The 19,246-nt window shown below is 66.5% G+C and carries 18 protein-coding genes and 1 pseudogene; 14 read left to right on the top strand and 5 right to left on the bottom strand.

Going from position 1 to position 19,246, the window contains the following annotated elements:
* From HFL01S_RS25825 to HFL01S_RS23870, 4 genes and pseudogenes are all read left to right on the top strand, one after another.
* Positions 1-120 (top strand): annotated as a pseudogene (locus tag HFL01S_RS25825) (sulfate transporter subunit); the annotation flags it as partial.
* A 29-nt stretch (positions 121-149) separates the two neighbouring features.
* Positions 150-749: an NADPH-dependent FMN reductase gene (gene ssuE, locus HFL01S_RS23880; RefSeq protein WP_066263719.1), complete on the top strand. Its 600-nt coding sequence runs from the start codon at positions 150-152 to the stop codon at positions 747-749.
* 26 nt (positions 750-775) lie between these two features.
* A complete protein-coding gene (locus tag HFL01S_RS23875; RefSeq protein ID WP_066263716.1) occupies positions 776-991 on the top strand; it encodes a TOBE domain-containing protein in 216 nt (71 codons plus the stop codon).
* A 2-nt stretch (positions 992-993) separates the two neighbouring features.
* Complete coding sequence (locus HFL01S_RS23870) at positions 994-1,920, top strand: CysB family HTH-type transcriptional regulator (protein ID WP_066263714.1); 927 nt, start codon at positions 994-996, stop codon at positions 1,918-1,920.
* Positions 1,921-1,987: 67 nt separating this feature from the next.
* Here the strand turns inward: HFL01S_RS23870 and HFL01S_RS23865 are convergent, their stop codons facing one another.
* Both HFL01S_RS23865 and HFL01S_RS23860 read right to left on the bottom strand, forming a co-directional pair.
* Positions 1,988-3,358, bottom strand: a complete 1,371-nt coding sequence (locus HFL01S_RS23865; protein WP_066263712.1) for an LLM class flavin-dependent oxidoreductase — start codon at positions 3,356-3,358, stop codon at positions 1,988-1,990.
* 24 nt (positions 3,359-3,382) lie between these two features.
* Positions 3,383-4,252, bottom strand: coding sequence for a TauD/TfdA dioxygenase family protein (locus tag HFL01S_RS23860; protein ID WP_066263710.1), 870 nt, complete (start codon positions 4,250-4,252; stop codon positions 3,383-3,385).
* A gap of 261 nt (positions 4,253-4,513) precedes the next feature.
* On the opposite strand from HFL01S_RS23860, the gene HFL01S_RS23855 reads away from it, so the two are divergent.
* From HFL01S_RS23855 to HFL01S_RS23815, 9 genes are all read left to right on the top strand, one after another.
* Positions 4,514-5,593, top strand: a complete 1,080-nt coding sequence (locus HFL01S_RS23855; RefSeq protein ID WP_066263706.1) for an ABC transporter substrate-binding protein — start codon at positions 4,514-4,516, stop codon at positions 5,591-5,593.
* A 25-nt stretch (positions 5,594-5,618) separates the two neighbouring features.
* Positions 5,619-6,461: an ABC transporter permease gene (locus tag HFL01S_RS23850; protein ID WP_174525263.1), complete on the top strand. Its 843-nt coding sequence runs from the start codon at positions 5,619-5,621 to the stop codon at positions 6,459-6,461.
* A 14-nt stretch (positions 6,462-6,475) separates the two neighbouring features.
* On the top strand, positions 6,476-7,267 hold the full coding sequence (locus HFL01S_RS23845; RefSeq protein WP_066263724.1) for an ABC transporter permease: 792 nt from the start codon (positions 6,476-6,478) through the stop codon (positions 7,265-7,267).
* A gap of 25 nt (positions 7,268-7,292) precedes the next feature.
* Entirely contained in the window at positions 7,293-8,114 is an 822-nt protein-coding gene (locus HFL01S_RS23840) for an ABC transporter ATP-binding protein (protein WP_066263704.1), read from the top strand.
* Positions 8,115-8,218: 104 nt separating this feature from the next.
* Positions 8,219-8,779, top strand: a complete 561-nt coding sequence (locus tag HFL01S_RS23835; protein WP_066263702.1) for an RBBP9/YdeN family alpha/beta hydrolase — start codon at positions 8,219-8,221, stop codon at positions 8,777-8,779.
* A 103-nt stretch (positions 8,780-8,882) separates the two neighbouring features.
* Positions 8,883-9,881, top strand: a complete 999-nt coding sequence (locus tag HFL01S_RS23830) for a sulfate ABC transporter substrate-binding protein (protein ID WP_066263699.1) — start codon at positions 8,883-8,885, stop codon at positions 9,879-9,881.
* A 3-nt stretch (positions 9,882-9,884) separates the two neighbouring features.
* Positions 9,885-10,775 (top strand): sulfate ABC transporter permease subunit CysT, encoded by an 891-nt coding sequence (cysT, locus tag HFL01S_RS23825; RefSeq protein WP_066263696.1) that lies wholly within the window; start codon positions 9,885-9,887, stop codon positions 10,773-10,775.
* Positions 10,772-11,689, top strand: coding sequence for a sulfate ABC transporter permease subunit CysW (gene cysW / locus HFL01S_RS23820; RefSeq protein WP_066263693.1), 918 nt, complete (start codon positions 10,772-10,774; stop codon positions 11,687-11,689). Before cysT ends, cysW begins: the two co-directional genes overlap by 4 nt.
* 19 nt (positions 11,690-11,708) lie before the next feature.
* A complete protein-coding gene (locus HFL01S_RS23815; RefSeq protein WP_066263691.1) occupies positions 11,709-12,818 on the top strand; it encodes a sulfate/molybdate ABC transporter ATP-binding protein in 1,110 nt (369 codons plus the stop codon).
* A 12-nt stretch (positions 12,819-12,830) separates the two neighbouring features.
* Here the strand turns inward: HFL01S_RS23815 and dmeF are convergent, their stop codons facing one another.
* From dmeF to HFL01S_RS23800, 3 genes are all read right to left on the bottom strand, one after another.
* Complete coding sequence (gene dmeF / locus HFL01S_RS23810) at positions 12,831-13,811, bottom strand: CDF family Co(II)/Ni(II) efflux transporter DmeF (RefSeq protein WP_066263689.1); 981 nt, start codon at positions 13,809-13,811, stop codon at positions 12,831-12,833.
* A 59-nt stretch (positions 13,812-13,870) separates the two neighbouring features.
* Complete coding sequence (locus HFL01S_RS23805) at positions 13,871-14,731, bottom strand: plasmid replication/partition related protein (RefSeq protein ID WP_066263721.1); 861 nt, start codon at positions 14,729-14,731, stop codon at positions 13,871-13,873.
* A 62-nt stretch (positions 14,732-14,793) separates the two neighbouring features.
* Entirely contained in the window at positions 14,794-16,419 is a 1,626-nt protein-coding gene (locus HFL01S_RS23800; RefSeq protein ID WP_066263687.1) for a gamma-glutamyltransferase family protein, read from the bottom strand.
* Between the two features lie 351 nt (positions 16,420-16,770).
* On the opposite strand from HFL01S_RS23800, the gene HFL01S_RS25280 reads away from it, so the two are divergent.
* Positions 16,771-19,245 carry a YecA family protein gene (locus HFL01S_RS25280; RefSeq protein WP_157539089.1) on the top strand — a complete coding sequence of 825 codons (2,475 nt, stop codon included), beginning with the start codon at positions 16,771-16,773 and terminating at the stop codon, positions 19,243-19,245.
* The last annotated feature ends 1 nt before the right edge of the window (position 19,246 follow it).

Here is a 19,246-nt window from a genome sequence, read left to right as displayed (position 1 = left end):
AAGCAGCTGCCCAAGCTCAACCTGTTCGACATCGACCAGGCCTTCGGGGGCTGGGAGAAGGCCAGCCGCGACCACTTCGCCGACGGCGCGATCTTCGACCAGATCTTCGTGAAGAAATAAACCGTGTTCCGTGCCAGGGAGGCTTCTTCATGTCCGTACTTCTGATCGCCGGCAGTCCCACCGAGCACTCCCGCTCGGCAACCTTGCTGGACAGCGTGGAACAGCGCCTGCACGCTGCGGTCGACGACCGCCGCCTGCATGTGGACCGTCTGCGCATCCGCGACCTCTCGCCGCAGGCACTGCTGCTGGCGGACTGGGGGCACCCCAGCGTGGTGCGCGCCATCGAGCAGGTGGCCAACGCCCGCGCGCTGGTGATCGCCACGCCGGTCTACAAGGCCGCCTACAGCGGCGTGCTCAAGGTCTTCCTGGACCTGCTGCCGCAGACCGCGCTGAAAGGCAAGGCGGTGCTGCCGCTGGCCACCGGCGGCAGCCCGCACCACATGCTGGCGCTGGACTACGCGTTGCGGCCGGTGCTGCAGTCGCTCGGCGCGCGCCACATCCTGCCGGGGGTGTACGCCTCCGACGCGCAGATTCCGAAGGATGAGACGACGGGCGACTACCAGATCGGCGGCGAGATCGCCCAGCGACTGGACGACGCCACGCACACCCTGTTGCAGGAGGGGCTGCGACTGTCTGCGGTGCCCGTGTCCCGACCCGTGCCTTTTTCACAGGCGCTCTACAGCGTCTGACCATTTTTTTCAAAGGAGCTTCTGTCATGTCCATTCAAGCCATCAACGTCCGCAACCAGTTCCGCGGCAAGGTCAAGGAAATCATCAAGGGCGACGTCGTGTCCGAGGTCGATGTCGAAACGCCCTGGGGCGTCGTGATCTCTGTCATCACCACCCGATCGGTGGTCGACCTCGGGCTGGCCATGGGGTCCGACGTGGTCGCGCTCGTCAAGTCCACCGAGGTGTCCATCGCGAAGCTCTGAGGGTGAACTTCCAACAGCTGCGCTCGGTCCGGGAGGCCGAGCGCTGTGGCTTCAACCTCACCGAAGTCGCTGCGGTGCTGCACACCTCGCAACCCGGCGTGAGCCGGCAGGTGCGCGAGCTGGAGGAGGAACTGGGCGTCGAACTGTTCGTGCGTTCGGGCAAGCGCCTGCTCGGTCTCACGTCGGCCGGCAAGACCCTGCTGCCCATCATCCAGCGCGTGCTGCTGGACGCCGAGAGCCTGCGCCGCGCCGGCCAGGAACTGCAGGGCCGCGACGAGGGGCGCCTGTCGATTGCGGCCACCCACTCGCAGGCGCGTTACGCGCTGCCGCACGTGGTGCGCGACTTCCGCCAGCGCTACCCGCGCGTCACGCTGCACCTGCACCAGGGGTCGCCCCGGCAGGTGGCCGAGATGCTGCTGGCGGGCGACGCCGATATCGGCGTGGCCACCGAGGCGCTGGCCGGTTACGGGCAGCTCGTGACGCTGCCCTGCTACCGCTGGAGCCACAGCATCGTGGTGCCGCCGGGGCACCCGCTGCTGTCACTGGACCGCCAGGTGACGCTGCTGGACCTGGTGGCCTACCCGGTGATCACCTACGAGGTGGGCTACACCGGCCGTTCGCACATCGACGACGCGTTTGCGGCCGCGGGCCTGCGGCCCGACGTGGTGCTCACCGCCATGGACGCGGACGTGATCAAAACCTATGTCGAACTGGAGATGGGCGTGGGCATCGTGGCTTCCATCGCCTTCGACGAAGAGCGCGACACGCATCTGCACGCCATCGATGCGGGGCATCTGTTCCAGATCAACCTGACCCGTCTTGGTCTGCGCCGCAACCACTGGCTGCCCGGCTTCGCCTACGGATTCATCGAAGCCTTTGTGCCGACGCTGACGCGCGAGGCGGTGATGGCGGCGCAGGACGGCGCCTGAACGTCCAAAAAAAAGCGGGGCTCGCCAGCTGGCGGAACCCCGCTTCAACCCCACGAACATCTTCTGATCAGGCCGCCTTGGCCTGCGGTGCGGCCCAGCGGCTCGCCGGCCGCTCCAGCCCCAGGTTCTCGCGCAGCATCGTGCCTTCGTAGGCGGTGCGGAACAGGCCGCGGCGCTGCAGTTCGGGCACGACCAGATCGACGAACTCGTTCAGGCTCTGAGGCAGCACCGGCGGCATCACGTTGAAGCCGTCGGCAGCGCCGTTCTCGAACCATTCCTGGATGCGGTCGGCGATCTGCACCGGCGTGCCCACCACCACCCAGTGGCCGCGCGCGCCGGCCAGGTATTCGTAGAGCTGGCGCACGGTGTACTGCTCGCGCCGCGCGAGTTCGAGCACCACGTGGGCGCGGCTGTTGATGCCCTTGGGTGGTTCGGGAATGTAGGGCGGTCGCGCGTCCAGGTCCCATTTCGACAGGTCTTCACCGGGCCAGAACGGCGCCAGCGTGGCCAGGCCGACCGAGGGGTGGATGAGCGCCTGCAGCTCGGCCCATTTGGCCTGCGCTTCTGCCTCCGTGCGGCCGATCACCGGCGAGATGCCGGGCAGCACCAGCAGCTGGTCGGGCCGGCGGCCGTATTTGGCCATGCGCCCCTTCACGTCCTTGTAAAAAGCCTGCGCTTCGGCCAGGCTGGTCCAGGCGGTGAAGATGGCTTCGGCCGTGGCGGCGGCCAGTTCCTTGCCGTCCTCGGACGAGCCGGCCTGCACGATCACCGGGTGGCCTTGCGGCGGGCGCTCGATGTTCAGCGGCCCTTTCACCTTGAGGTGCTTGCCGATGTGGTTGAGCGCGTGCAGCTTGTCGGGGTCGAAGTACACGCCCGAGGCCTTGTCGCGGGTGAAGGCGTCGTCCTCGAAGCTGTCCCACAGGCCCTTGACCACGTCCACGAATTCGTGGGCGCGCTCATAGCGCAGGGCCGGGTCCGGGTGCGCGTCCAGGCCGAAGTTGCCGTACACGTTCTCGGCGCTGGTGGTCACCACGTTCCAGGCCGCGCGGCCCTTGCTGATGTGGTCCAGCGAGGCGAACTTGCGCGCCAGCAGGTAGGGGTCTTCGTAGGTGGTGGATGCGGTGGCGACGAAGCCGATGTGTTTCGTCACCGCCGACAGCGCGGCCCACAGCGTGACCGGCTCGAAGTGCGAGAGCCGGCCTTGGCGGCTGAAGGACTCGCGGTCGCCCTGGTGCCAGATGCCGGGGCTGTCGGCCACGAAGACCTGGTCGAACAGGCCGCGCTCCGCGGTCTGCGCCAGTTCGATGTAGTGGTCGATGTTCACGCCCGCATCGGCCTGTGCGCCGGGGTGGCGCCAGGCGGCGATGTGGTGGCCGGTGGCCATGATGAACGCGCCGAGGCGCAGCTTGCGTTGGGGTGGCAGTTGCTCTTGGGTCATGTTGGTTTCCTCCTGGGGGCCGGGTCAGAAGGTCTGGTCGGTCGTGATCGTGATGCGGTGCAGCTTGCGGTGCTGCGGGAAGAAATCGCCCACCGCGTAGTGCTGGGTCGAGCGGTTGTCCCACACCGCCAGGGTGCCTTGCGCCCAGCGCAGGCGGGCCTGGAATTCGGGCACACGGGCCAGTTCGAACAGCTGGGTCAGCAGCGCGGCGCTGTCCGAGCGCGACAGGCCCTTGATGTGGCTGGTGAAGGTGCTGTTGACGTACAGGATCTTCTTGCCCGTGACCGGGTGCACGCGCACCACCGGGTGCTCCACCGGCGGGTACTTGGCGCGTGCGGCCTTGAGCTCGTCACCGCTGGCGTCCTTGGCCAGCAGGTACTCGGTCCAGCCGCTGATCTCCCAGGTGTGCACCGCGGTGAGCGTTTCCAGGTAGGCCTGGAAGGCGGGCGGCAGGCTGTCGTAGGCCGCCGTCAGGCTGGCCCACAGCGTGTCGCCACCGGTGGCGGGAATCACCTGCGCATACAGGCTGGTGCCCAGCGGCGGTTGCTCGCGCCAGGTGATGTCGGCGTGCCAGTTGCTGGCGGCCTTCGGCTTCTCGGACGTGCTCTCGACGATCTCGATCTCGGGGTGCGCTTCGAGCCGCGGGAAGAAGGCCTTGACCTCGGCCACGCCGCCGAAGGTGCGGGTGAAGCGCACGTGCTGTTCGGGCGTCAGGTCCTGGTCGCGGAAGAAGATGACCTCGTGGCGCGCGAGTGCGTCGCGCAGTTCGGCCTGGGTGGCTTCGTCCAGCGGCTGGCGCAGGTCCAGGCCGTGGATGACAGCGCCGATGTTCGGGGTGTAGGGCTCGACCTTGAAGCGCGAGTAGGTGCCGGGCAGGTCGTTGAGCTGGGACATGGGGAACTCCTTGACTGGGTGGTTGCAGTGGAGGGCACGAAGGGCGCCGTCTTTTTTCAGTCTGGGTGCGCCCGCACGCCGCGTGAACGAAGCGTTTTGCATATGCAAACGCGGCCAACAGGGGGGTCTCATGCGCTGTGCGGCATGAGCTCATGACCACAACAGCGCTGCGTTTGGATATCCGTTTTCATTCGTTCCGCGAGCAAGGCTTCGTCCGTAGATTCCGTCCGGTCCACAGCCATCGATTCAACCGGAGGAACCATGAATCCACGTCACCGCCTCGGCCTGCTCGCGCTGGCCTTCACCCTGTCCACCACTGGCCTCGCGCAGGCCCAGTCCACGCCCGAACCGTTGAAAGTCATCCGCATCGGGGTGGCCACCGGCGGCGTGGGCAGCAACCCGATCCGCCACGGCGGCACCACCACCGCGCTGGCCTACACCGACGGCGCGTTTGAAGACGAGTTCCGCAAGGACGGTGTCGAGATCAAGTGGGTGTTCTTCAAGGGCGCCGGCCCGGCCGTCAACGAAGCGCTGGTCAACAAGCAGCTGGACTTCGCCTGGCAGGGTGACCTGCCGGCCATCGTGGCGCGCGCCAACGGCGTGAAGACCAAGCTGATCGCCGGCAGCGGCGTGCGCACCGGGCTCTACCTGGCGGTGCAGCCGGACTCGGGCATCACCCGGCTCGAAAACCTCAAGGGCAAGCGCGTGGCGCTGTTCAAGGGCACCAACCTGCACCTGGCCGCGTCCGCCGCGCTGGCGGCGCACGGTCTGAAAGAGAGCGACCTCAAGCTCATCAACCTGGACCTGGCCGGTGGCCGCACCGCGCTGGTCAACAAGGACGTGGACGCCATCTTCGACTACGTCGGCGCCTTCGACCTGCGCGACAAGGGGCAGGCCAAGATCGTCTGGTCCGCCGCGGCCGACAACTACAAGTTCACCCGCCAGACCCACCTGCTGGTGACCGAGGACTTCGCCGCGAAGCACCCGCAGGCCGTGCAGCGCGTGGTGACCACGCTGGTCAAGGTGGCGCACCGCTACTCGAACGAAGCGAACCGCGCCGACCTGTTCGAGCGCTGGGGCAAGACCGAGTACCCCGAGAAGATCTGGCGCGAGGACTTCATCGGCCAGCCGCTGCGCGTGCGCCTGTCGCCGCTGCTCGACCCCTTCCTGGTCTCGCGCTACAAGGAAGCGGCCAGGGACGCCCACGCGCTCAAGCTGACGCGCTCGGTGCCCGAGATCGACAGCTGGTTCGACCGGCGCTACCTGAACGTGGCACTCAAGGAACTGAAGCTCGAAACCTACTGGCCGGTCTACGGACCCGACGGCCAGCTGGCCAACTGAGCACCGAGTGGTTGGAGAGATCGACATGTCTTCATCGCTTGGTGTGACCGTGCCGCTGTCACCGGCCGGGCCCGCGGCCACCGTGCCGATCGCCGTGGTGCGGCGCTGGCGACCGTCGCTGCAATGGTTCTGGGCCTGGCTCTTCCCGCTGGCGGTGTTGCTGCTGTGGCAGCTGTCGTCGGTGCTGGGCTGGGCGCCCGAGCAGGTGCTGCCGCCGCCGGCCCAGGTGTTCCGCACCTTCGCCGACATGGTGGTCAGCGGCGAGATCTGGAGCAACCTGCAGATCAGCCTGGTGCGCGTCTTCACCGGCTTCGGCATCGGCCTGCTGGGCGGGCTGGTGCTGGGCTCGGTCATGGGGCTTTCGCCCACGGCGCGCGACTATCTGTACCCGCTGTTCAAGGCCTTCGCGCAGGTGCCGGTGATCGGCTGGCTGCCGCTGCTGATGCTGCTGGTCGGCATTGACGAGGCGCTCAAGTTCCTGCTCATCGCCAAGGCCACCCTGGTGCCGGTCACGCTCAACACCTGCCAGGGCATCCAGGGCGTGCCCAACCGCTTCATCGAGGTGGCCAAGGTCTACGGCTTCAGCCGCTGGCAGATGCTGACCCGCGTGGTGTTCCCGGCCGCCACCGCGCCCATCTGGAACGGCGTGCGCTACGGCCTGACCCACGCCTGGCTGGCGCTGGTGGTGGTGGAGCTGCTGGCCTCGTCCGAAGGCATCGGATTTCTCATCGTCTACGGGCGCCAGCTGTTTCAGCTGGACGTCGTGCTGGCTTCGGTGCTGGCGGTGGGCATCGTGGGTTTGGCCATCGACAAGCTGCTGTCGCTGGCCGAGGCCTGGCTGCTGCGCTGGCGCAAGCCTGGTCTTTGAACAAGGAAGCCAACATGTCACGAACACGTTCTTTGGTCGTTGTGCCGCCCGCCTTGCGCGGCTGGGTGCTGCCCGCGCTGATCCTGCTGTCCTGGTGGTGGGCCGTGGCCTCGGGCTGGTCCACCTCGCCCCTGCTGGTCTCGCCCGCCGCGGTGTGGGAACGCGCCGTGCAACAGGTCACCAGCGGCGAGCTGTGGGCCGCGCTCTCGGCCAGCCTGTGGCGCAACGCGCGGGGCTTCCTGCTGGGCGCCAGCGCCGGGCTGGCGGTGGGTGTGCTGCTGGGCTGGTCGCGCTGGGCCGATCGCCTGGTCGGCCCGTCCTTCCACACACTCAAGCAGATCTCGCTGTTCGCCTGGATCCCGATGTTGTCGATGTGGTTCGGCCTGGGCGATGGCGCCAAGGAGGCCTTCATCGCCATGGCGGCCTTCTTCCCGATGGTGCTCAACACCTTCGAAGGCCTGCGCAGCGTGCCGCGCGAGTTCATCGAGGTGGGGCGGGTCTACGGCTTTGGCCTCTGGCAGCAGCTGACCCGCGTGATCGCGCCGTCGGCCGCGCCCTCGGTGTTCACCGGGGTGCAGCTGGCGCTGATCTACAGCTGGCTCGCCACGCTGGGCAGCGAATACCTGATGGCGTCCGGCGCCGGCATCGGCAACACCCTGATCGACGGCCGCGAGCACTTCCAGATGGACCTGGTGCTGTTCGGTGTGGCGGTGATCGGCCTGGTGGGCTACGCCCTCAACGCCTTCACGTCCGCGCTGGAGCGCCGCCTGCTGGCCTGGCGCGACCGCACCGTGGCCCGTTACTGATTTTTTTTTTGAAGAGGACAACACCATGGCACACGCCGGCACCCTGGACATCCGGGGCCTGAACAAGCAGTACGAGGTGAAGGGCCAGCCCCTGCCCGTGCTGCACGACATCCACCTCACCATCGCCCCGGGCGAGTTCGTCAGCATCGTGGGCACCAGCGGCTGCGGCAAGTCCACGCTGCTGCGCCTGGTCATCGGCCTCGAAGAGGGTTACCAGGGCGAAATCCTGCTGGACGGCACGCGCATCAAGGGCACGAACCTCAACCGCGGCATCGTGTTCCAGGAGCACCGCCTGTTCCCCTGGCTGACGGTGGAAAAGAACATCGCGCTGGGCCTGCTCAATTCTGATCTGACCGAAGGCCAGCAGCGCGCCACCATCCGCGAGCACATCGAACTGGTGGGCCTCACCGGCTTCGAGAAGGCCTACCCGCACCAGCTGTCGGGCGGCATGTCGCAGCGCGTGGCCATCGCCCGGGCGCTGGTGAACCGGCCCGACATCCTGCTGCTGGACGAACCGTTTGGCGCGCTTGACGCCATGACCCGCGCCCACCTGCAGCAGGAGCTGCACCGCATCTGGCAGACCGAGGGCATCACCATGATCCTCGTGACGCACGACGTGGAAGAGGCGGTGTACCTGGGCGACAGGGTAGTCGTCATGGAGCCGCGTCCCGGCCGCATCCGCCGCACCGTGCCCGTGCCGCTGGCCCACCCGCGCGACCGCTCGTCCTACGCCTTCACCACCGTCAAGGACAGCGTGCTGCGCGAGTTCGGCGAGCACAGCGCCGCCGACCTGGCCGAGCCGCCGCTGCGAACCGACAGGCCGGCAAGCTGGCAGTTCGCCGTCTGATCGGGCGACTTTGGGGCGAGAAAGCCTAGGCTTAGACGAAAAGCTAATAAACAAACTACGACTCAGTCGTTTGTGTTTTGAAGCGTGCTGACCAGAATCGCCGCATGTCTTCTCCCACCGTTGTCATCGTTCCCGGCTGGCGCAACTCCGGCCCCGGCCACTGGCAGAGCCTGTGGGCCAGCCGGCTGTCCCAGGTGCTGCGCGTCGAGCAGGATGACTGGCTCAGCCCGCTCAAGCGGCCCTGGGTGCAGCAGATCGCGCGCACCATCGAGCAGGCGCCGGGCGAGGTGGTCATCGCCGCGCACAGCCTGGGCTGCATCGCCACCACCCACCTGCCCGACGCCATCAAGGCGCGCATCCGCGCGGCCCTGCTGGTGGCGCCGGCCGACCCCGAGCGCCGCGGCGTGCTGGCCGATTTCGCGCCCGTGCCCTACCAGCGGCTGCCGTTCCCCAGCATCGTCGTGGCCAGCAGCAACGACCCCTATTGCCCGGTCCGGCTGGCGGGCGCCTATGCCCGCGCCTGGGGCAGCGAGTTCATGCGCCTGAACGACGCCGGTCACATCAATGTGGAGTCCGGGCACGGGGCGTGGCCGCTGGGCCTGGCCCTGCTGCAGGCGCTGGGCGCGGAGATCACGCCGTCGCAGCCGCTCCCGCTGGCGGCCTGATCTTTATTCGATATTCGAATAAGAAAACAAAAACAAAGTCGTTTGATTTAGAACGACACGGTTTCAGAATGCCATGCATTCCTTCTATCGGAGTCCGATTCCCATGAAAAACACCTTCAAGCTCGCCCTCGGCGCCATCGCTTTCGCCGCAGCCTCCGCCGCTTCCGCCCAGACCACGCTGCTCAACGTCTCCTACGACGTGGCGCGCGAGTTCTACAAGGACCTGAACACCGCCTTCGTGGCGAACTACAAGAAGACCACCGGCAAGGACATCAAGGTCGACCAGTCGCACGCCGGTTCCAGCGCCCAGGCGCGCGCCGTGGCCGACGGCCTGGAGGCCGACGTGGTGACCATGAACACCACCACCGACGTGGACTTCCTGGCCGAGAAGGGCGTGGTCGCCAAGGACTGGCGCCAGAAATTCCCGAACAATGCCGCGCCGACCACCTCGACGATGCTGTTCCTGGTGCGCCAGGGCAACCCCAAGGGCATCAAGGACTGGGACGACCTGATCAAGCCCGGCGTGCAGGTGGTGGTGGTCAACCCCAAGACCGGTGGCAACGGCCGCATGGCCTACCTGGCCGCCTGGGGCCAGGTGCGCGCCAAGGGCGGCACCGACGCGCAGGCCGCCGAGTTCGTGAGCAAGATCTACAAGAACGTGCCGGTGCTGGCCCGTGGCGGCCGCGATGCCACCGGCATATTCCTGCAACGCAACATCGGCGACGTGCTGGTGACCTTTGAATCCGAGGTCGTGTCGGTGGACAACGAGTTCGGCAAGGGCAAGGTCGACGCCATCCACCCCAGCGCGTCCATCGTGGCCGAGAACCCGGTGGCGATCGTCGAGCGCACGGTCGCCAAGAAGGGCACGGCCGCCGACGCGAAGGCCTACCTCGACTTCCTGTACTCGCCCGAAGGGCAGGAGATTGCAGCGAAGCACAACATCCGCCCGCGCAACGAGGCCATCCTGACGAAGTACGCCAGCGCGTTCAAGCCGATCAAGTTCTTCACCGTCGAGCAGTACTTCGGTTCGCTGGGTGAAGCGCAGAAGGTGCACTTCAACGACGGCGGCCAGTTCGACAAGCTGTATACGGCCGGTAAGTAAGCCATGACCGGACACGCTGTTTCGCTGCCGGGCACCGCGCCGGCGGCCGGGGGCGGTGCGCGCCGCAGCGGCGCGCGCGTGCTGCCGGGCTTCAACCTCACGCTGGGCATCACGGTGCTGTACCTGAGCCTGATCGTGCTGATCCCGCTCTCGGCCCTGGTGTTCAAGACCTTCACCCTGACCTGGCCGCAGTTCTGGGAGGCGGTCACCTCGCCGCGCGTGCTGGCGTCGTATCGCCTGACCTTCGGCGCCTCGTTCATCGCGGCCTGTGTGAACGTGGTGTTCGGCTTGCTGGTGGCCTGGGTGCTGGTGCGCTACCCCTTCCCGGGCAAGAAGATCGTGGACGCGCTGGTGGACCTGCCGTTTGCGCTGCCCACCGCCGTGGCTGGCATTTCGCTCACCGCGCTGCTGGCCGGCAACGGCTGGATCGGCTCGCTGCTGGAGCCGCACGGCATCCAGCTCGCCTTCAACCCCAATGGCGTGGTGATCGCGCTGATCTTCATCGGCCTGCCCTTCGTGGTGCGCACGGTGCAGCCGGTGCTGGAAGACGCCGAGAAGGAACTGGAAGAAGCCGCGACCTGTCTGGGCGCCACGCGCTGGCAGACCTTCAGCCGCGTGATCTTCCCCAGCATCGCGCCCGCGCTGCTGACCGGTTTCGCGATGGCCTTTGCGCGCGCCGTGGGTGAATACGGTTCAGTGATCTTCATCGCCGGCAACATGCCCATGGTCTCCGAGATCACGCCGCTGATCATCATCGGCAAGCTGGAGCAGTACGACTACGCCGGTGCCACCGCGGTGGCCACCGTGATGCTGGTGATCTCCTTCATCCTGCTGCTGGTCATCAACGGCCTGCAAGGCTGGCAGCGCAAGCGTTCAGCAGGTAACTCCCAATGAGCCAGAACAACGTTAGAAGTGCCCAGCGCGGCACCACCGAAGCGCCCTGGATCCGCTGGACGCTGACCGGCATCGCGCTGGTCTTCATGTTCCTCTTCCTGGTGCTGCCGCTGGCGGCGGTGTTCACCGAGGCCCTGCGCAAGGGCTGGGACGCCTACTGGGAAGCGCTCAAGGAGCCCGACGCCTGGGCGGCCATCCGCCTGACGCTGCTGACCGCCGCCGTGGCCGTGCCGCTGAACCTGGCCTTCGGCATCGCGGCCGCCTGGGCGATTGCCAAGTACGAGTTCCGTGGCAAGTCCTTCCTCACCACGCTGATCGACCTGCCGTTCTCGGTCTCGCCCGTGGTGGCCGGCCTGATCTACGCGCTGGTGTTCGGCGCGCAGGGCTGGCTGGGCCCCTGGCTGATGGAGCACGACATCAAGATCGTGTTCGCCGTGCCCGGCATCATCCTGGCCACCATCTTCGTCACCTTCCCCTTCATCGCGCGCGAGCTGATCCCGCTGATGCAGGCGCAGGGCAACGACGAGGAGCAGGCCGCCATCGTGCTGGGCGCCACCGGCTGGCAGACCTTCTGGCGCGTGACCCTGCCCAATATCAAGTGGGGCCTGATCTACGGCGTGATCCTGTGCAACGCGCGCGCCATGGGCGAGTTCGGCGCGGTGTCGGTGGTCTCGGGCCACATCCGCGGCCAGACCAACACCATGCCGCTGCACATCGAGGTGCTCTACAACGAGTACCAGTCGGTGGCCGCGTTTGCCGTGGCCTCGCTGCTGGCCCTGCTGGCCCTGGTCACGCTGGTGATCAAGAGCGTGGTGGAGTGGCGCCACGAACGCGAGATGAAGGCGATTGCCGAACTGCCGCCCGAGAACCCGCACGCACGCGCCGCGCCGGCCCCTGTGGCCTCCGCCGCCTGACCCGAACGAGGACGAAACCATGAGCATCCAGATCCGCGACGTCAACAAGCACTTCGGCAACTTCCACGCGCTGAAGAACGTCAACCTCGACATCGATTCCGGCGAGCTGCTGGCCCTGCTGGGCCCCTCGGGCTGCGGCAAGACCACACTGCTGCGCATCATTGCCGGCCTGGAAACGCCGGACACCGGCAGCATCCACTTCAGCGGCGAAGACACCACCGACGTGCACGTGCGCGACCGCAACGTGGGCTTTGTGTTCCAGCACTACGCGCTGTTCCGCCACATGACGGTGTTCGAGAACGTGGCCTTCGGCCTGCGGGTCAAACCGCGCGGCGAGCGCCCCAGCGAGGCGCAGATCAAGCAGAAGGTGACCGACCTGCTCAAGCTGGTGCAGCTGGACTGGATCGCCGACCGCTACCCCTCGCAACTCTCGGGCGGCCAGCGCCAGCGCATCGCGCTCGCCCGCGCGCTGGCGGTGGAGCCCAAGGTGCTGCTGCTGGACGAACCCTTCGGCGCGCTCGACGCCAAGGTGCGGAAGGAACTGCGCCGCTGGCTGCGCCGCCTGCACGACGAGCTGCACGTCACCAGCATCTTCGTCACGCACGACCAGGAAGAAGCGCTGGAAGTGGCCGACCGCGTGGTGCTGATGAACCAGGGCGTGGTGGAGCAGGTGGGTTCGCCGCAGGACGTGTGGGACCACCCGGCCAGCCCGTTTGTCTACGGCTTCCTGGGCGACGTGAACCTGTTCCACGGCCGCGCGCACGAAGGCCTGCTGCATCTGGACGGCGTGGCCATCCAGACGCCCGAACACGCCAGCGCCCAGAACGCCCAGGCCTTTGCCTACGTGCGCCCGCACGACCTGGACGTGCACCGCTACCAGGCCGGTGGCGAGGTCGACGCCGCCGGTCGCCCGCAGGGCATCGTCGCGCGGCTGGACCGCGCCATCGTGGTCGGCCCCATCGCGCGGCTGGAACTCATGCCGGTGGACGCCGCGCCGCGCGAAGGCCACGACCCGCTGATCGAGGCGCAGATCCCGGCGCAGCAGTTCCGCGAACTCGGCTTCCAGGAAGGCGAGACCCTGGTGGTGTCGCCGCGCAAGGCGCGCGTGTTCCTGCAGCCGACGGCCTGATAGCGCGGGGCTTCAGGCCCCTTGCAGCTCGACGGTGACGTGCACGATCTCCTCGTGCACCGCCAGCCACTGCCGCACGGCGTCGGCGGTTAGCGCCGGGTCGCTGGTGACCAGGGTCAGCGCGCAGGCCCAGGCCCCGCGGCCCACGCGCCAGACGTGCAGGTCGGTCAGGCGCAGGCCGTGGGCGGCTGCGTTTTCGGCGATCACCTCGCGGATCTCGCCGACCACCGGGTGGTCCATCTCGCGGTCCAGCAGCACCTTGCCTGTCTCGGCGATCAGGCCCTTGGCCCAGACGGCCACCAACACCGCGCCCACCACGCCCATCACCGGGTCCAGCCAGCTCCATCCCAGCCACCAGCCGCCCGCCAGCGCCAGGATGGCCAGCACCGAGGTGGCGGCGTCGGCGATCACGTGCAGGTAGGCGGCGCGCAGGTTCAGGTCTTCGTGGTGGCCGGGGCCGTCGTGGTCCTCGTGGTGGTCGTGGTGTCCGTGCGAGTGACCGTGGCCATGGTCATGACCGTGGTGCGCACCACCGAGGATGAAGGCGCTCGCCAGATTCACCACCAGCCCGAGCACGCCGACCGCCATCGCCTCGACGTAGCGGATCGGTTGCGGGTCCAGCAGGCGCTCGACCGAACCCACCACCATCAGGGCCGCGACGCCGAGCAGGAAGAGCGCGCTCGCGAAGCCTGCCAGCACCTCGATCTTCCAGGTGCCGAAGGCAAAGCGCGGGTCGGCGGCCAGGCGCCGCGCCATGGCGTAGGCGAGGGCCGAGAGGCCGATGGCCACCGCGTGCGAACTCATGTGCCAGCCGTCGGCCAGCAGCGCCATGGAGTTGAACCACCAGCCCGCGGCGATCTCCACCACCATGGTGCCCAGCGTCAGCCACATCACCAGGCGCGTGCCGCGTTCGGCGGCGGGGTTGCCGCTGTCGAAGGCGTGGCCGTGCGAGCAGTGGGGAAGGGCGGCGGTCTGCGGGTGCGGGGTGTTCATGGCGCGGTCGTGCGGGCGGTGCCGTGATTGTCCCGCACGCGGCCCGCGCGTCGGCCGCCTCAGACCAGCTGCGCGCTGAGCATCTGCACCTGCTGGCGCAGATCGGCGTTCTCGGCTTCGAGCTGCGCGATGCGCTGGCGCAGCGTGCTCACCTCGTCGCTGGCGGCTGCGGGCGCCGGGTCGGCGCGCTCGGCGCGCTCGGCGGCCTCGATGTTCTCGTCCTTGGGCTTGCGGCGCGACTCGCGCACGCGCTTGGCGGCCTGCTTCAGTTCGTCCTTGCCGGCCAGGGCGGCGGCGCGCTGTTCTTCTTCGGGCAGGGTGGCGACCACGGCCGCGGCGTTGAGCGAAATGTCGCCGGCCCGCACAGCGGCCACCACCTCGGGCGCGGCCTGCTTCTGGATCTTCTCGATCATGCCGACCTGGCTGGCGCTCAGGCGCGCGGCGCGCGCGATGTCCTCGCGGCTCTGCAGGGGCTTGGGTTCGAGCACGGCGGCCAGCGCGGCGGCGGGCGCCTCGCCTTCCCAGGGGGCGTCGCCGGTTGGCGCTTCGGGCACCGGCGCGGCGGACTTGTCCGCCTCGGCCTTGGCGCGCGAGCGCCGCTCGGCCACGATCTCGCGCTTGCGCAGCGCCAGCACGCCGCGCTGGAAGTCCGACAGGCTGCGCCGCCCCAGGTGCTGGTCGATCATCCACAGGTGCACGTCTTCCATCGACTGGAAGCGCGGGTTCTGCACGGTCTGGAACGGCAGGCCGTGCTTCTGGCAGATGCCGTAGCGGTTGTGGCCGTCCACCAGGACGTCGCCCCACAGCACCAGCGCGTCGCGGCAACCCTCGGCCAGCAGGCTGCGCTCCAGCGCGTCGTGCTCGTCGGGCGTCAGCGGTTCGATGTAGGCCTTGAGTTCTTCCAGGACGACGATGTTCACGGTGCGCGCTCCCTCGGGCAAAAGGGCGCGATTGTAGAGAAGCGCCGAAGCCGTCTGTCGCCTCAGAACCCCACGGCCGCGCCATCCCGCCGCGGGTCGCTGGCGGCCACGTAGCCTTCGCTGCCCGGGTCGCCCATTCGCCAGATGAACTGGCCCGCGCCGAAGTCCTGGTAGGGGTCGTCGATCAGCCGGGTCTGGTGACCCAGGTCGTGCAGGCCCTGCACGGTGGCCCGGTCCATGGCCGATTCGACGTTGATGTGCAGCCCCGCGTCGAAGCGCCAGCGCGGCGCGTCGCACGCGGCCTGCAGGCCCTGGCCGTGGTCCAGCAGGCGCACCAGGGTCTGCATGTGGCCCTGCGGCTGCATGTTGGCGCCCATCACGCCGTAGCTCATCACCGGCTGGCCGTCCTTGGTGAGGAAGGCCGGGATGATGGTGTGGAAGGGCCGCTTGCCCGGCGCCACCAGATTGGCCGTGTTGCGGCCCGGGCCGGTGTTCAGGTTGAAGCCGTGGCCGCGGTTCTGCAGGCTGATGCCGAAGGTCGGCTCGACCGCGCCCGAACCGAAGCCCATGTAGTTGCTCTGGATGAAGCTGACCATCATCCCGCGCTCGTCGGCGGCGGTCAGGTACACCGTGCCGCCCTTGGCCGGGTTGCCGGCACCGAAGTCCTGCGCCTGCTTCATGTCGATCAGTGCGGAGCGCTGCTTCAGGTAGGCCGGGTCCAGCATCTGCGCGGGCGTCACGTCCATCGTGCCGGGTTCGGCGACGAAGCGGTACACGTCGGCAAAGGCGAGCTTCATGGCCTCGATCTGCAGGTGCTGCGCGGCCACGCTGTCGACCTTCATCGATGCGAGGTCGAAGTTCGAGAGGATGCCCAGCGCGATCAGCGCCGCGATGCCCTGGCTGTTGGGCGGTATCTCGTGCAGCGTGTGGCCGCGGTAGTCCTGCGCAATGGGCGTCACCCATTCGGGTCGGTAGGTCGCCAGGTCGGCCTCGGTCAGCGTGCCGCCGTGCTGCGCCGCAAAGCGCGCGAGCGCCTGCGCGATGGGGCCGCGGTAGAAGGCTTCGCCCTTGGTTTCGGCGATGGCGCGCAGACCCTGGGCCGCAGCCGGAAAACGGAACAGCTCGCCCACCTGCGGCGCGCGGCCCCAAGGCAGGAAGGCCTGCGCGAAGCCCGGCAGCGACTGCAGCTCGGGCGTGGCCGCCGCCCACTTCTGCTGCACCACCACCGGCACTGCATAACCGCGCTCGGCCAGCTCGATGGCGGGCGCCATCAGGTCGGCAAAGGGCAGCTGGCCGAAGCGCTCGCTCAGCGCCACCCAGCCCGCCACCGCGCCGGGCACCGTCACCGAATCGAGCCCGCGCTTGGGCGGCGTCAGCGCATCGGCGCCGTACTTGCCGTGGAAGTAGCCGGGCGTCCAGGCCATGGGCGCGGTGCCGCTGGCGTTCAGGCCGTGCAGCCGCTGCCCGTCCCAGAGGATGCAGAACGCGTCCGAGCCCAGGCCGTTGCTCACCGGCTCGGTGATAGTCAACGCTGCCGCCGCGGCAATGGCCGCGTCCACCGCGTTGCCGCCGGCCAGCAGCATGCGCAGCCCGGCCTGCGCGGCCAGCGGGTGCGAGGTGCTGACGACGTTGCGCGCGAACAGCGGCAGGCGGGTGCTGGGGTAGGGGTTGGGGGTGTGGATGTTCATGGCAGGGCTCCGGCAAACAGAGCGGCCATTGTGCGACCCGTGGCGGTTGCCGGTGTGTCGCAGATGATCAGCCGCTTGGTGGGCAACAGCACTGCCACTGCGCAGGGCGGGCTTGGGTCATTCGTGCATGAAGCGGTGGAACCGAGTTGCCAACAAGCTACTGAACAGACCCGAACAGGGGGTGCTTTGCAGCGCTTGCGGGATTCAGGATTCAACCTTCATAGGTGCGGCATAGGGCACCTAGCGTTGAGTCCGCGTGCGCAGGTGGTCGGCGCGCATCCCTCTGGACTTGGAACTAGTGCCGAATGTGCATAACAACTCGAATTGGATTTGCTGTGGCACGATAAACGCATGAAACACAAGAAAGGCAAAAGTGCTGGTCCCCGCAGTGTGAACCAGCGCCCAGACGAGGAGTTTGTTGCAGGCCCGCTTCGAATGGCCCGATTCGGCCGTCACATGGTTTCAGAGGTCAACTGGTCGAGAGGGGAGTTCGACAAGCTTCAGGAGCATCTGTGCGCTAGCTACGACGAGATCGTGAAGGAAATTGATCGCTTCGTTGCCGAAGCCGCAGCCTTGGTCGCCACGATGGACCCACTTGCCGTCCTGCATCGGGCTTGGTGGGAGCGCAGTGCTTCGCACTTGAGGATTGATAACGAGGCCGACCTCGGCCCAGAACACGTTCACTCTGCGCGCATGATTGACTATGTGCAAAGCCTCATCGCTAGCACACCGCCTGCCGCACAGTCTGCGGATTCACACAGCGAAGAAGACTGGGGAAAATTGCGTCGGCTGATTGAAGCAGTCTTCCAGAAGCTGAACTCGCAGTACTTCATGTGCGCGACGGCAAAGCGACGGAAGGACGCCGTGGTTAGCGACCGAGCGTTCGAGGAGTTTCACTTCAAGGCGCAGCTCTACTGGTGCAACGTTACCGGGAGGCAGTATCAGTTTCATCATATTCAGACGCTTCGTGAACTCCTCGCACCACAGAGCAGAGTCATTCAAGAACTGTATGGCCTGAGCAGCGAACAGTTGTGTGATGAGCTGGCCAAGATCTGGCATTCGTTGACTAAAGGCATTGCTGATGCTGCTGCCGCGATGTTCGAGTTCAAAGAGAAGTCGTTGGCCGCCCTAGCCGAAGACACTCAGTCCGGCATCGCGGTGGAAGTTGATGGCGATGAGGGCGAACGTCTGCGCGCATCCATTGCCAGGCACGGACTTGAGGCACAGAGGGATCGGGCGTTTGGACTTTTTCTTGGATACGACCTCTTTGATCTGCAGAAGGTAACCACCTTGCCGCGCGCGTTCCTCGAGGATTTTTCATGGGCGCCTGGGCAAGACGTTGAGTTCTTCGCGGAAGGCGACTTCAAGGGCTGGCCGCTGCGTATTTGGCCGATCTTTAAGCGCCCCTTCATCCATTTGGATGGCCGCTACTACTGCTTTGACATTTCTGGCTTGTTCGATCACTTCTTTCGCCAGCTTGAACGGCGCGTTTTTGCAGCGGACAAGGACTTGAAGCAGCGCTGGATTGATTCGAGAAAAGAGATCACGGAGACATTGCCATTCGAGTATCTACAGCGCTTGCTGCCAGGTGCTGTGTGCTTCAAGGAGATCTACTACTGGATGGGGGAGGCCGGTAAGGCAGCGGCCCGCTATGAGACAGACGGCATTCTTGAGTTCGATGACCACTTGTTCATCGTCGAGGTGAAAGCTGGCGCATTCACCTACACCTCACCAGCCGACGACGTAGATGCGCACGTCCAGTCGCTGAAAAACCTGGTCGCCGCGCCAGCCAAGCAAGGCAATCGGTTCTTGCGGTACCTCAAGACCGCAGATGAGGTTCCACTGCTAGATGAGGCTGGAAATGAGGTAACCCGCATCCGGCTAAGCAAGTATCGCCACGTTTGTATATGCACCATCACGCTTGATCCATTCACAGAGATTGCGGCGCAGGTTCAATACCTGCCGGCTATTGGAATCGAGGTCGGCAATGAGCCAGTGTGGTCTCTGTCGTTGGACGATCTGCGCGTTTACGCCGACATCTTCACGAACCCGCTTGAGTTCCTTCATTTCGTGCAGATGCGTAAGGCCGCATTCAATTCACAGCTTCTCCAGCTCGACGACGAATTGGATCACCTGGGCCTGTATCTCCGTCACAACGACTACCCCATGCACGCCGCCGAACTCGTCAAAGGGCCAGGGGTGCATCTGCAGCTCATCGGGTATCGGCAAGAGATCGACAAGTTCTTCAGTGCGCGGCTACTGGACGACAAGTTGCCATCACCGCTACGCCAGAAGATGCATCCGGGCTTGGCGGAATTGCTCGATTTTCTTCGCCTGAGCAAAAAGAGTGGGCGGTCGGCGATCGCAGCCTACTTGCTCGATATGAGCGGTGACTGGCGCGACAAGATGTTTGCCACCTTAGAACAGGAACGGGTGCGCGCCGATGCGAATCAGCCCCGCCCATACTCAACCTTCGGTGAAATTCGACTGACGACGATTCCGAGGACTCCGAAATGGGGGCGCCTCCCAGCTCACGAGTCGCGCGACCATGTCAAGGCGATGATGGTCATGAATGACGAGCCCAACAGGGTGCTGCTGGAACTCTCGTACGATGAGCTTGGCTCTCTGGTGGACGCGGAATGGCAGTTCCTTCGCCGGTCTGACATTTCGATCTTTGAGTTGCCTGCCCTGCAGGCGCGAGGCGAGTCTCTGCGCGATGCTAGGCTGCACAGAGCCCTTGCCACTAACCGACATATTGGCCGAAACGATCAATGCCCGTGCGGGTCAGGCAAAAAGTTCAAGAAGTGCTGCATTGATCAGAAATAGT

Source organism: Hydrogenophaga flava NBRC 102514 (assembly GCF_001571145.1).
GTDB lineage: Bacteria > Pseudomonadota > Gammaproteobacteria > Burkholderiales > Burkholderiaceae_C > Hydrogenophaga > Hydrogenophaga flava.
The sequence above is the reverse complement of the archived record's forward strand: the minus strand, read 5'-3'. Positions and strand labels throughout refer to the sequence as shown.